The organism is uncultured Bradyrhizobium sp. (assembly GCF_964252615.1).
Classification (GTDB): Bacteria; Pseudomonadota; Alphaproteobacteria; order Rhizobiales; family Xanthobacteraceae; genus Bradyrhizobium.
The window spans coordinates 23,326-36,016 of record NZ_CAXUNQ010000005.1; the positions used below are offsets into that span (position 1 = coordinate 23,326).

General features: G+C 61.6%; 15 protein-coding genes. 10 read left to right on the top strand and 5 right to left on the bottom strand.

Going from position 1 to position 12,691, the window contains the following annotated elements:
• Positions 1 to 18: 18 nt before the first annotated feature.
• From ACFE72_RS04715 to ACFE72_RS04725, 3 genes are all read left to right on the top strand, one after another.
• On the top strand, positions 19 to 744 hold the full coding sequence (locus tag ACFE72_RS04715) for a Crp/Fnr family transcriptional regulator (protein ID WP_375411904.1): 726 nt from the start codon (positions 19 to 21) through the stop codon (positions 742 to 744).
• Between the two features lie 125 nt (positions 745 to 869).
• Positions 870 to 1,097 carry a hypothetical protein gene (locus tag ACFE72_RS04720; RefSeq protein WP_375411905.1) on the top strand — a complete coding sequence of 76 codons (228 nt, stop codon included), beginning with the start codon at positions 870 to 872 and terminating at the stop codon, positions 1,095 to 1,097.
• A gap of 122 nt (positions 1,098 to 1,219) precedes the next feature.
• Positions 1,220 to 1,441: a hypothetical protein gene (locus ACFE72_RS04725; RefSeq protein WP_375411906.1), complete on the top strand. Its 222-nt coding sequence runs from the start codon at positions 1,220 to 1,222 to the stop codon at positions 1,439 to 1,441.
• Positions 1,442 to 1,490: 49 nt separating this feature from the next.
• Here the strand turns inward: ACFE72_RS04725 and ACFE72_RS04730 are convergent, their stop codons facing one another.
• On the bottom strand, positions 1,491 to 2,270 hold the full coding sequence (locus tag ACFE72_RS04730; protein ID WP_375411907.1) for an alpha/beta fold hydrolase: 780 nt from the start codon (positions 2,268 to 2,270) through the stop codon (positions 1,491 to 1,493).
• Between the two features lie 153 nt (positions 2,271 to 2,423).
• Here ACFE72_RS04730 and ACFE72_RS04735 point away from each other — a divergent pair, with 153 nt between their 5' ends.
• The 3 genes from ACFE72_RS04735 (at position 2,424) to ACFE72_RS04745 (ending at position 6,024) form a co-directional block, all read left to right on the top strand.
• Complete coding sequence (locus ACFE72_RS04735; RefSeq protein ID WP_375411908.1) at positions 2,424 to 3,074, top strand: GntR family transcriptional regulator; 651 nt, start codon at positions 2,424 to 2,426, stop codon at positions 3,072 to 3,074.
• Positions 3,071 to 4,600, top strand: coding sequence for an aldehyde dehydrogenase (locus tag ACFE72_RS04740; protein WP_375411909.1), 1,530 nt, complete (start codon positions 3,071 to 3,073; stop codon positions 4,598 to 4,600). Before ACFE72_RS04735 ends, ACFE72_RS04740 begins: the two co-directional genes overlap by 4 nt.
• Before the next feature lie 80 nt (positions 4,601 to 4,680).
• Positions 4,681 to 6,024 (top strand): MFS transporter, encoded by a 1,344-nt coding sequence (locus ACFE72_RS04745; RefSeq protein ID WP_375411910.1) that lies wholly within the window; start codon positions 4,681 to 4,683, stop codon positions 6,022 to 6,024.
• A 52-nt stretch (positions 6,025 to 6,076) separates the two neighbouring features.
• Here ACFE72_RS04745 and ACFE72_RS04750 read toward each other — a convergent pair whose 3' ends face one another.
• The 4 genes from ACFE72_RS04750 to ACFE72_RS04765 form a co-directional block, all read right to left on the bottom strand.
• Entirely contained in the window at positions 6,077 to 6,247 is a 171-nt protein-coding gene (locus tag ACFE72_RS04750; protein WP_375411911.1) for a hypothetical protein, read from the bottom strand.
• Between the two features lie 72 nt (positions 6,248 to 6,319).
• Complete coding sequence (locus ACFE72_RS04755) at positions 6,320 to 6,475, bottom strand: hypothetical protein (RefSeq protein WP_375411912.1); 156 nt, start codon at positions 6,473 to 6,475, stop codon at positions 6,320 to 6,322.
• A 173-nt stretch (positions 6,476 to 6,648) separates the two neighbouring features.
• Positions 6,649 to 7,713, bottom strand: a complete 1,065-nt coding sequence (locus ACFE72_RS04760; protein ID WP_375411913.1) for an extracellular solute-binding protein — start codon at positions 7,711 to 7,713, stop codon at positions 6,649 to 6,651.
• 108 nt (positions 7,714 to 7,821) lie between these two features.
• Entirely contained in the window at positions 7,822 to 8,793 is a 972-nt protein-coding gene (locus ACFE72_RS04765) for a LysR family transcriptional regulator (protein WP_375411914.1), read from the bottom strand.
• Positions 8,794 to 9,081: 288 nt separating this feature from the next.
• On the opposite strand from ACFE72_RS04765, the gene ACFE72_RS04770 reads away from it, so the two are divergent.
• From ACFE72_RS04770 to ACFE72_RS04785, 4 genes are all read left to right on the top strand, one after another.
• A complete protein-coding gene (locus tag ACFE72_RS04770) occupies positions 9,082 to 9,951 on the top strand; it encodes a tripartite tricarboxylate transporter substrate binding protein (protein ID WP_375411915.1) in 870 nt (289 codons plus the stop codon).
• On the top strand, positions 9,855 to 10,808 hold the full coding sequence (locus ACFE72_RS04775; protein WP_375411916.1) for an alpha/beta fold hydrolase: 954 nt from the start codon (positions 9,855 to 9,857) through the stop codon (positions 10,806 to 10,808). The genes ACFE72_RS04770 and ACFE72_RS04775 overlap by 97 nt, the downstream gene beginning before the upstream one ends.
• A 52-nt stretch (positions 10,809 to 10,860) precedes the next feature.
• A complete protein-coding gene (locus tag ACFE72_RS04780; protein ID WP_375411917.1) occupies positions 10,861 to 11,139 on the top strand; it encodes a hypothetical protein in 279 nt (92 codons plus the stop codon).
• A gap of 446 nt (positions 11,140 to 11,585) precedes the next feature.
• Entirely contained in the window at positions 11,586 to 12,665 is a 1,080-nt protein-coding gene (locus ACFE72_RS04785) for an isocitrate/isopropylmalate dehydrogenase family protein (protein WP_375412043.1), read from the top strand.
• Positions 12,666 to 12,691: the final 26 nt, after the last annotated feature.

The following is a 12,691-nucleotide window of genomic DNA, read 5'->3' on the forward strand; positions in this document are numbered from 1 at the left end:
TTTGGAGTCATAGCCGGCATGCCCCAAGACAAGAAGAACGGACCCCGAGCTTCCGGCAGCAAGCTGGAGGTGTTGCGCAAACACCCGATCTTCAGCGACCTAGAACCGGATGCGTTCGATCAGCTCTGCCGCTACGCGAAGCTATCGACTTTGAAGCGCGGCGCAACGATCTTCTCGAAGGGCGATACCGGCAACAGCCTGTATGCGGTGATCAGCGGCACTGTGAAGATCAGCAGTTCGTCGGCCGAGGGCCGCAGCGCGATCCTTAATCTGATCGGCGCCGGCGAAGTTTTCGGCGAAGTGGCGCTGCTGGACGGCCTGGAACGGACGACGGACGCGATCGCAAATTCAGACTGCGAGATATTTGTCATCGATCGCCGCGAATTTATCCCCTTCGTGCGAAGCCAGCCGGCGCTGGCGATGAAATTCATCGAACTGCTGTGCGCGCGGGTGCGCTGGACCAGCGAGCAGGTTGAACATGTCATCCTTCAACACCTGCCGGGCCGTCTCGCCAGCGCACTCATTCGCCTGACTGAAAAACATCGGCTGTCATCCACTGCGCGCGCAATCGCCATTACGCAGCAGGAAATCAGCGAGATGGTAGGCATGTCGCGGGAGAGCATCAATAAGCAGTTGCGAAGCTGGGAAAGCCGTAACTGGGTTCGTCTCGAGCATGGAGCGATTGTCGTGCTGGATGCTGCGTCGCTTCAGACGCTCGTCGAAGCGGGGCCGAAAGCCGACTAGCGGCGATTTCGTTTGACCGGTCGAACCAACTGCCACCTCTAATTCGGGCAGTGTGAAGCACTTCACATCGGTCTGCCGTGGTTCGGATTATCCGTATAGCCGCACATCCATGACAGGAGGCGTCTATGCGGAGATCATCAAGCCAATCGAATCAACCGGATCGTCAGCATCTTTACTGGACCATGGGAGTCCTTGCGGCTTGTGGAGTTCTTCTGCTGGCTGCGCTGACGTTGAATTCTCCTGCTGCATCCTGGATTTCCGATGCCGCGCAGGCGGAATTCGTCGGCACCGTCTTTACGCCGGAACAGGCGCCGGTGCAGACCGCAAACCGCCAGATCAATTCCAATCGTTAGTCCCCAATGACAGCGCCGGCTTCACACCGGCCATGATCTTACTTCAACCAGGCTCGACGCGCTCCCGCCGCTCACGCTTCGTCGTTGCGATTGGAGGAAATGCGTCAAACGGAGTTACGAAGATGGACAAAATCATCTTTCCGATCGGAATCACGGTCCTGATCATTGCCAGCTTCTTTATTGGATCCAACATCCATGCCGGCTCGCGCTTGGATACCGCCGTGCTGAAGGGGTCCGGGGGGAAGTCGCACGCTACCGACGCGGGCTTCACCCTCTCACCTCACGAATTCACGGTGAAGTCCGGCAAGGGACTCCCGGACGAGAAATGGGACACTCCGTTCTGACGCAGATCTGACGCCGACATGGTGCAGCACGTCGTCGCGAGGTCTGGACCTAGGACTGCAGCAGAAAATCGCCGATCGCGTCCAAAAAAACTCGTGGCGATTGCAGTTGCGGGACGTGCGCGCAGCCGGGAATGATCTTGAGACGGGCTTGCGGCAAACCTGCGGCCATTTCGTGAGACATCGGCGGAGGCGTCGCCTCGTCCTGTTCGCCAACCAGGACCAGGACAGGGATCTTGACCTGACCGAGTTGCGGCCGGAGATCGAGTTCCGCCAGCGCCTCACATGCGGCGCGGAACACGTCCGGGTCCGTGCGCAGGAATGCCTCACGTCGGTCACGCATCAGGTCGGGATTTGCCTCCTGAAATTCCGGCGCGAACAGCCGGCGCATCGCAACGTCGGTGATCGCGGATAATCCCCTCGTCCGCGATGCCGCCGCCATGTTGCGGAAGGCTTCACGGCCTGGCTCGGAGAATGCCGCGCCGCAATCGGCAAGAATCAGTCTGGTTGCGGTGTTCGGATGGCGGATTGCCATCTGCAGCGCGACAAAGCCGCCATAGCCGTTGCCAAGCACGATGACATCCTCGCCATCGGCAAAGTCATTGATGGCGCCGGCTATCCTGTCGGCAACCGCGGCAAGGCCGCCGCGGACGGCTTCCGATTCGCCGAAGCCCGGCAGTTCCGGAACGATCACCCGGAAGGTTTCTGACAGTTCCGGGGCAACCCTGTCAAAACTCGCGCGATCCGACAGCAACGAATGCAACAGAACCAGCGGTGGACCGCTGCCGGACTGCGAAGCGTTGACCGTGCCGTTGGCAAAACGCCTGTCCATTCGATCTCTGTTCTCGCATGTGGAATTCGACGCCGGTGCCGCGCGTCCGCGGCCGTACCGATTGATAAATAAAAGATCGGACTTTTCAAGCCATTTTCGCTTGACGTGATATTTCACGGCTGCCAATTATTGGTATCGAGCCGGGAAACCAATATGCTTTTACGCGATAATGTTTATGAAAGCCTGCGATCTGATATTCTGACGTGCCGCTTGGTGCCCGGTGGTGATATGCGCGAGCAAGACCTTGCCGAGCGTTATGCGGTAAGCCGGCAACCGATACGCGAGGCATTGTTGAGGCTCGAGCGCGAGCATCTCGTCACGGTGCAGCCGCGGCAGGGTTATCGGGTCAACCCGATTTCGCTGGCGGATGCGCGCGACCTGCTGCGGTTTCGGTTGGCGCTGGAGCCCGCTTGCGTCGCCGAAGCAATCGAGAATGCGCCGCAAGATCGACTGAAGGCGCTTGATGAGTTCCGGTTGTTCGCCGGCGAGCACGAAGACTTCATCGCCTACAACCGTGCTTTCCACTTCGCGCTGGCGCACGCTTCCGGCAATCGCCGCATGGCCGCGGCGCTGTGCGATCTGATCGGACAGGCCGATCGGCTGGTGCGGGTCAGCCTTGCCAATGTGAAGAGGCACGACCCGGCGCAACTCGTGGCCGAACATGTGAGCCTGATCGAGGCGATGCAGCGCCGCGACACGCGAACCGCAGCGCGCATCATCAAGGCGCACATCACCCAGACCGAAAAGCGCGTACTGCCGGCGCTGGCGCGCAACGCGGTGATCGTCGAAGGGAGAATGACATGAATATGCCGGCGAGGCAGGGTGCGATCGACGTCGAAATCCACGGCAACTTCATCGACGGGCGCGAGATCGAGCCAGGCGGCGGCGAAATGCTTGATGTCCGCAATCCCGCGACCGGCAACGTGATTGCGCGGATACCGAATTCCACCGCGGGCGATATCGATCGCGCCATGAAAAGCGCGCGTGCCGCGTTCGAGGGGCGCGCCTGGGGCGGCATGGACATTCGCGCCCGCGCGCGTCTGGTCAACCGGCTGGCGGACGCGTTCGAAGCCAATCTGGAGCAGCTATACCGGCTGGAGACGCTGAACAACGGCCGGCCCATCAATGAGACGCGCGCGCAGTTGGCGCGGCTGCCGGATTTCTTCCGCTATTTTGCGGGGCTGGCGCTGGCGCGCCGCGATGCCGTTATTCCGGTCGAAGGCTCGTATCTGAACTACACGCTGCGCACGCCGATCGGCGTTGTCGCCAACTGCACGCCGTTCAATCATCCTTTGATGATCATGTGCAAATCGCTGGCCGCGGTGCTGGCGAGCGGATGCGTCACCGTCGTAAAACCGTCGGAATACACGCCGCTGACGACGCTGAAACTGGCGCAGATCTTTACCGAGGCAGGGCTGCCGCCCGGCGTGTTCAATGTCGTGCTCGGCCTTGGCCAGGGCGCCGGCAGGATGCTGGCCGAGCATCCCGACATCAACAAGCTGGTGCTGACCGGCGGCACCGAGGCCGGCCGCATCGCCGGCGGCGCCGCGGCAAGAGTGTTCGCGCACCAGACCATGGAACTCGGCGGGAAGACGCCGGTGATGGTGTTCGACGACTACGACGTCGATCAGGCCGTCAACTATGCCGCCTTCGGCGCGTTCATCGGCGCCGGACAAACCTGCGTCTGCGCGTCGCGGCACATCGTGCAGGCGGCCATCTATGACGAATTCGTCGAAAAGCTTGCAGCAAAGACCAGAGCTATCCGCATCGGAGATCCCTTCGATCCCGACACGCAGCTCGGCCCGGTGATCTCCGCGCGGCAGCGCGATCGCGTGTTGTCGTATGCGCGCTTCGGCATTGAGGATGGCGCGCGGCTGGTCACCGGCGGCGTCGCCGCCAAGGTGCCCGGCCATGACGAGGGCTACTTCGTCGAACCGACGGTATTCGCCGAGGTCAAGTCCGACATGCGCATCTTTCAGGAAGAGGTGTTCGGTCCTTTCACTTCGGTGACTCGATTTACTGACGAAGCCGATGCGCTGCGCCTTGCCAACGATTCGCCGTTCGGGCTGGCGGCTGCGATTCGCACCCGCGACATCGGGCGCGCCCATCGCGTGGCGTCCGCGGTCAAGGCGGGCATTGTCTGGATCAACGACCACCACCGTCTCGATCCGGCGTCGCCATGGGGCGGCGTCGATGACTCCGGCATCGGGCGCGAGTGCGGCACCGAGAGTTTCAACGACCATTTCAATACCAAGAGCGTGATGGTCGCAACGCACGATCAGCCGTTCGACTGGTACCGCGACACGGCGGCGCAGCTGCGACTGAACTAGAACGCAAGCGATGGCGGCACCGGCTGCGGAGCAGGCCGGCCGCCGCATCAACCGACAAGACGACATGGGGGGAAGTTGACATGGCTACCGCGGTAAACGCCGGCGCACGTCTCGACCGGCTGCCGGTCTCATCGTTTCACTACCGGATTTTCTGGCTGGTCGGCGCCGGCATGTTTTTCGACGGCTACGACCTTTATATCGCCGGCGGCGTGCTGGCCTCCGCCGTGCAAACCAAATTCTCCACCGTTCCGCAAAATCTGCAGTTCATTTCGCTAACCTTCGTCGGCATGACGCTGGGCGCGCTGATCACGGGATTTGTCGGCGACAAGATGGGGCGGCGGTTCACCTACCAGATCAATCTCTTGATCTTTGGACTTGCCTCGCTGGCGGCGGCCTTCGCGCAGGATATGAATCAGCTGATCGCCTGCCGCTTCGTGCAGGGCTTAGGCCTTGGGGCCGAAATCGTGGTCGGCTATTCGGCCCTGACCGAATTCGTACCACCGAAGACGCGCGGGCGCTGGCTGTCGATGATGGCGTTCCTGGTGGTGGCCGGATTCCCGGTGACGGCGCTGCTGGGCTATCTCATTATCCCGGCTTTCGGCTGGCGACCGATGTTCGTCATTGCCGGCGTCGGCTCGCTTGTCGTCTGGTATCTGCGAAAGAACCTGCCCGAATCGCCGCGCTGGCTTGAATCGCAGGGCCGTACCGCGGAAGCCGAAGCCCTGATGCAGGCAATCGAGACCGAATCCGCCGCCGGCGGCACGCTGCCTCCGGTGGTTGTGCCGGCACCGGTCGCGCAGGTTGCCGCAATGGACATGCTCAAGCCGCCGCTGCTGCAACGCCTGCTGGTAGGCTGCTGGGTGCTGATCACGATCAATACGTTGATCTTCGGCTTCGTGATTTTCCTGCCGCAGTTCTTCTTGCGCCAGGGACTCACCATCGCCAATTCGCTTGGCTACACGCTGGTGCTGTCGGCGGCATCGCTGGTCGGCTGTGCGCTCGGGGCGTATCTGTCGGATGCGATTGGCCGGCGCTGGAGCATCATCGGCGCGTCCGTCGTCACCATCGCCAGCGGCTATATCTATGCCCGCTTCAACGCGGCCTCCGATCCGGCGATCGTGCTGAGCGTCGGTTTCGTGCTGATCGTCGCGATCTATGTGCAGACCGCGATCCTGTTCGGCGTCTATACCCCGGAACTGTTCCCGACCGAGATCAGATTGCGCGCCAACGGCATCTGCAACACTCTCGGCCGCGGCGCCACCGTGGTCTCCCCCTTCATCGTAGGCAGCCTGATGGCCTCGTACCAGCTGCCCGGCGTGGTCTGGCTGATGATCGCACTGGTCGTCGTGCAGATCGTCGTGGTGTGGGCCTGGGGCGTCGAGCCGCGCAATCGCGGCCTGGAGGAGGTGGCGGGCGCGGCGTGAGGCACGGGCTTAGCCCTTCGAGCGCGCTGGATCGCCGGATGAAGGGGCGGGACTAGACGTTGTAGAACGACATGCACAGCACGGCGGCGACCATGATCAACTCGCCGCGCCATGTGCCCGGGGGCGCGGCGGAAAGACCGGAAACCAGGGCGGCAATAACGCCGAGGACCGCAATGCAGACGCCTACCGTTTTTCGTCGGGTCAGCGGCTCGATGCGGAGCAAGGGCGCCGACCACCATGGTCTGCAGCGGCAGCGTCGACAGCGCAAGGCTGGCGCGGGCCGCGATGGTAAAACTCACCGCGATGTTGTAGAGACGAAAAACAATCCGAAGAAGCAAAGCCCCAGCGTGGCGACGACGAACCAGTCGCTGCGCGGCGGCCATCGCACCCGCAACAGGACCGCAGCCGGCAGCACGCATAGAAAGCCGATGTCCCATCGCAGGATGACCAATGTGATCGGATCGGCATTGCGACCAGATAGCGGGTGACTGCCGCAGCACTTCCGCCAAGGCAACTCGACACCAATGCGAGCGCCACGCCGAACCATTCGCCCACCGGCATCTCCCCTGGCGTGGACTGTCGGCGCGCTGCGATCTCATTCGCGCCGCGGTGCGCCGCGATCCGTTACACCCCGAACAGTTTGGTATAGCGCGCCTTGATGGCTTCGCTCTGCGCCAGCACTTCGGCCGGGTCGGCTTTCAGCAGCTTGATTTCAGCAAGCGGCACGTGGCCGGGCTTCTCCTTGACCAGCGCATGAAATGATCGATGGGCAAAGATGTCGACCAACAGCTGCTGTGTTTCGGCGCTGAAAAAGAAACTCTGGAACAACCGCGCCGCATTTGGATTGGGTGCGTTGCGGAACACGCCTGAGGGAACGATGATCAGCGGCGAGCCTTCGGTGGCGTAGACCGCCTGGACCGGCTTGCCGTCGTCCTTGAGCAGCACCAGATTGTAGTCGTTGCCGTCCGCCATCACCGCGCGTTCGCCGAGCAGGATCTTCTTCGGAGGGTCGGCCGCGGACTGCACCTGCAGTACCTTTTGCTGCGCCAGCTTCTCCAAATACGGCCAGCCGAGATCGCGCGTCAGCACGAAGGTTGCGGTCAGGATCGCGCCGCTATAACCGGGGTGGCCCTTGACGATCTTGGCTGCCCACCTGGGATCGAGCAGATCGGCGTAGCTTTTCGGCGCGTCTTCGCGCTTCACCAGGTTGGTGTTGTAACCGATCGCCTCGAGCCAGGCGCAGGAGGTGGCGTACATTCCGTCGGCGTCGAACTGGTCGGCCGGAAAATGTCGGGCGACGTCTTCCGGAAGATAAGGCGCGAGCCAGTCGTTCTTCTTCCAGTCGAGGTAATGCGCGGGATCGGTGGAATTGGCGACGTCAACGGCGTTGATTCCACTCGCCTGTTCCTGCGCAATGCGCTGAAAAATACGCTCCGCGCCCGAGCGCTCGACGCGCACCGTAATGCCCGGATATCTGGCCTCGAAAGTCCTGCCCAATCGTTCCGCTACGTTGAGTTCGAGTGCCGAGTAGAACGAAACCTTGCCTTCGCGGCGCGCAGCTTCGAGCAGGGCCGGCGTGACCGCAGCCGGCGGCGGCGGAGCCGCCGTGAGCGGCTCGGCAAACAACGCGCCCGCCACCGCCGTCGAAGCCTTGAGCACCTCGCGCCTCGACCATTTTCGGTTTCGCATGGTATCCTTTCCGTGGCCGCGCGGCCGTCAAACGATGAGCGGTGGGCAGTTATAGCCAATCTCGGCGGTTTCCGCGCCTGGCAGCCGCATCGCACGACGGACCGTCGATCAGAGAGCGACGGGCGAGGGGGATGGCCGCGGGTTCGGATGGAACCATGCCCGGCCCATGGCGGAAAAAGCGCGCGCGACGGTCGGTTCGTGGCGCCGCGATTTCAGGCAGGCAATGCTCAGGTCGCACGCCAGCGACACCTTGTCGGCGATGACGAAATTGCGCTTGTGTCCCCTGCGGTCAAGAACGCATTTGCGGGCAAGGCTGAGACCAATGCCGGATTCGACGAAGTCGATCATTGCTTCTTCCTGATCGGTGAGCGCGACGCGCTTGGGCATCACGCCAAAGGGACGAAAAATATCGTCAAGGAGGCGTCGATGAGCTGAAGCGGAGGGCGTCGCAAGCCAAGGCAGGCTTCCGAGTTCGCGCCAGCTTTTTCCCGTGACCTGATGGGTCCACTCCGCAGGAGCGATGACGTAATAGGTGAAGGTCAGCAGCGGCGCGAGCACGAAGCTGCCGGCCCCGCTATCCCGCTCGGGAGCAGGCGCCGACGGCGGAAATCGCTCGGGCGTTGCGTCGATGTAAAATCCGACGTCGAGTTCGCCTTTGCGGATCTGCGACAGCACGTCGTCGCTCATGCCATGACGAAGGAATACCTCGGTTCGTGGCGATGAAGCCGTTAACTCTTTGATAAAGGCGCCGAGACGGGTAAATTCAGGATCCAGGATCGTGCCGAGACGGAGTGTCTCACGGAGCGAATCTTGCAGGGAATTCGCGGTGGTTCGAAAACCGGACAAGGCAGACAACGCTTCCTGCGCTCGAGGCAGAAGGGCAGTTCCGGCTTCCGTCAGCGTCAACCCGCCCGGAGTTCGGTTGAACAGCAAAAGCCCGGTGCTTTCTTCCAGTCCCTTCAGTTGCAGGCTGACTGCCGGCTGGGTGAGATGCAATGAGGCCGCCGCGCGCGAAACGCTGCCCTCACGGGCCACCGTGACGAAGCAGCGCAGCGGCTGGGTGTTCGGAAGATCGCTCATTTGTAAATCTTATACCGGATTTCCAATAACTCATTAGACATCATCGCCTATTGCAGGTCACTATTTACCTTCGGCGAAACCTTGCGTTGCTATGGGTTGGGGTAGACGGTAGCGAACTTTCGCACACCGCAAGGGGGAAAACGCCATATGTCGGCATGGTTTAGACTGGAATCATACCAAAGTAGCATCAGCCTTTTCGCATCTGCGGCAGCTATCGCGTTTTTCACGCTGACCCCGCCCTTGATGGGGTCGGCCGATGCTGAATCCTATCCGGAACGGCCGATCCAAATGGTGATTCCGGCCGGGCCCGGAAGCAGCACCGACACCATCATGCGCTCCCTGGCCAAGTTTGCGTCTCCCTTGTTGGGCCAGCAGATTGTCATCTTCAACAAACCGGGCGCCAGCGGAACCATTGGAGTCGGCAATGTAACCCGCGCGCCGAATGATGGCTACACCATCGGCGGCGTGTGGAGCGGGCCGATCACGATGGCGCCCCATGTCGCGACCCCGAATTATACGCCGATGGACTATCAGATCGTTGCCATGACGACGGAAGCGCCGGGCGTGTTATGCGTCCAGCCCGATTTTCCCGCGAAGAACGCCGAGGAATTTCTCACGCAACTGCGAAACAATCCCGACAAATACACCTATGGATCGGACGGCGTGGGCGGCTTCGTCCAGTTCGCAACCGGACGGATCTTCGAGGCGGCAGGCATCCGTCAGCGCATCATCCCGTATTCGGGAGCAGACCAGACGGTGACCGCCTTTATTTCGCAAACCATCGATATCTATGGCGGCGCTATTGCCACGATCGTACCGTTCGTTGCGGAGGGAAAGGCGAAATGCCTGCTGGTGACTTCGTCCCGAAGATACGCGGCGTTGCCTGACGTTCAAAGTCTCGCAGAGGTAAATCTTTCGCAGGCGCAGACATTATTGTGGCGCGGCGTCATCGCGCCGCGCGATCTGCCTGCGGATCGGTTCGAAAAGCTGCGAGCGGCCTTCTCCGAAGCCGCGATGAATCCCGAATTCAAAATAATCGCCGAGCGGCGCGGCGAAGAGATATGGAACATAAGTTTGGCGGAGGCGGCCAAGTATGTGCACGACGAATACGCCGAGATGGAGCGGCTCGCAAAGCAGCTTCAACTGAAGCAGAATTGACCCGGAACCAAGGCATGCCGTTCGTCACATCAGCCGATGGCGCACCACTGCATTACGCGGTGCACGACTACACGGATCGCTGGCGCGTTGCCGGCACCATCGTGCTTGTTCACGGCTTCGCGCGCTCCGGAGAGTTCTGGTTCGCCATTGTTCCGTATCTTGCCCGTTTCTATCGTGTGATCTGTCCCGATCTGCGGGGACTAGGCAAATCTCAGCCGCTGGCCGATCCGGCGGGGTCTATTTCCATCGCCACGTATATCGACGATTTGGAAGCCATCGCCGATCACGCCGGAGCGGAAACGTTTCATCTGGTCGGAGAATCCATCGGAGGCGCAATTGCGCTGATCTTTGCGGCGGAGCGGCCTGACCGCGTGCGTACGCTCGTGGTCCTTGCGCCAGCGGTATGGGCCAATGAATGGATTCGCAATGCCTATGCGGTAGGATATCCGACCTGGGAAGAAGCGATCCGAACGCTGGGTGTGGAAGGCTGGGCCCGCACGTCAAACAGCCTCGCGCGCTTTCCCGCCGATTTCGATCCCGCCTTCATGGAATGGTACGCCAAGGAGGTCGGCAAAGCCGACGTCGAAGTTGTTGCGGCAATGGTCAATTTTGCGGCTTCGGTCAATGCCAAGCCCTATCTCGAACGAATCGCGGCGCCGGTGCTCGCGCTGTATCCAAGCGGCGGGAATATTGCATCAGCGGAGCAGGAAACCGCGCTTCGCGAAAACATCAGGTCCGTGCAAGTCTCGCATCTGGATACACCCTATCAAATGCTGGGGATGCTACAGCCCGCCGCATGTGCTAGCCAAATTCTGCACTTTTCTTCGCTGCACGACGGCGTCGTTTGTCACGAGTAGGGATGCGCATGCGCTTACGACTTCCAACAACGATCTCTCTCAAGGATGCACTTTGGCAATTTTTGCTTTTGTTTCCTCATTTGGCAGCCGGAAACCCATGACAAAGAAATATTCTGAAGATATGTCGCCGCTCCTGGACGTTTCTGCAAGGACGTGCCGTCACCTTCGTTTCATGAAGGCGCTGTTTGAAATTGACGATCCGGAGCTCGAAGGAGCTTTGGCCGTGGTTCTAGAGCGGCTTGCGCTCGTCGATCGAACCTCCGGCGAATCCGCGCCGCCGCTTTCGGCTTCACGAACCCGGCGGCGGCGGAAGCTGACGCAAGCGTTATGACTGCCTGCGGCGCTTGACTGATTCGAGGACGCAGCCGCAGTCCTGCCAGACCTTCAGCACGGTATAGGCATCGTCGCGCCGCCGACGCCTGCAATTGCAGTCGCGACAAGTCGGTTTCGGCGAAAGAGCGACACTGGCACACATCTTTGCCGTCATTGCCGGTGTTTGACCCGGCAATGACGGCGAGATGTGTGCATATGACAGGGCTCGTCCCGGCCATCCACGTCTTTGCTCACATCGGAAAGAAGGACGTGGATGCCCGGCACAAGGCCGGGCATGACGGCGCGGTGGATGCCCGGCACAAGGCCGGCATGACGGCGTGTTCTACGTCATTGCCGGGCTTGACCCGGCAATCGATCTCGTTTCACAAGATGCTTTTCGTGAAAGCGGGATGGATGCGGGTCAGGCCCGCGCATGACGGACGTTCCACCAGGGAAGGAAATCTGATGTCCGCCAACGATGCGCTCCATATCGCCGTGCTGGCCGGCGACGGTATCGGTCCGGAGGTGATGGCGCCGGCGCTGGAGGTGCTGCGCAAGATCGAGGCGACTTCGTCGCTGAAATTCCGCTTCACCGACGCGCCGGCGGGCGCCGACAATTATCTCGCGACCGGAAAATCCATGCCGGACTCGACGGTACGGCTGTGCGACGAGGCCGATGCGATCCTGCTCGGCGCCTGCGGGTTGCCGGCGGTGCGCTATCCGGACAACACCGAGATCATGCCGCAGGTCGAATTGCGCTTTCACTTCGACCTCTATGCCGGCGTTCGCCCGGCGCGGCTGATCCCGGGCGTACCCAGCCCGATCGTGGGCGCCGACAAACGCGGCATCGATCTGATCGTGATCCGGGAATCCACCGAAGGCCTGTTCGCGTCGATGGGGAAGGGTGTCGTTACCGACGACGAGGCGCGCGAAACGCTGGTGATCACCCGCAAGACCTCGGAGCGATTGTTCGAATTTTCATTCCGGTTGGCGGAGCGCCGCAAGGCGCGCGGCAGGCCGGGCGCACTGACCTGCGTCGACAAGGCGAACGTGTTCAAGGCATTCGCGTTCTTCAGGCAGATGTTCGACGCGGCCGCCGCGCGGCATCCCGGGGTGAAGGCGGACCGGCTCTATGTCGATGCCTGCTCGGCCTTGCTGGTGAAGCGGCCGTGGGATTTCGATGTGATGGTGATGGAGAACATGTTCGGCGACATTCTGTCCGACATGACCGCCGGCCTGATCGGGGGCATGGGCATGGCGCCCTCGGCAGATATCGGCGACCGCCACGCGGTGTTTCAGCCTTGTCACGGCACCGCCCCCGACATCATGGGAATGGGCAAGGCCAACCCGACCGGGATGATTCTGTCGGCGGCAATGATGCTGGACTGGCTCGCCGACCATCATGGGCTCGAAGCTGCGGCCGAGCAGGGCGAACGCATCGAGCGCGCGGTCGACAAGGTCTATGCCGATGGCATCAGGCCGATGGAGTTCGGCGGCAGCAACGGCACTGCGGATATCGCAAAAGCGGTGCTGGCGGCGCTGTAGCCTCACAGCACTGTCGTCCCCGCGGA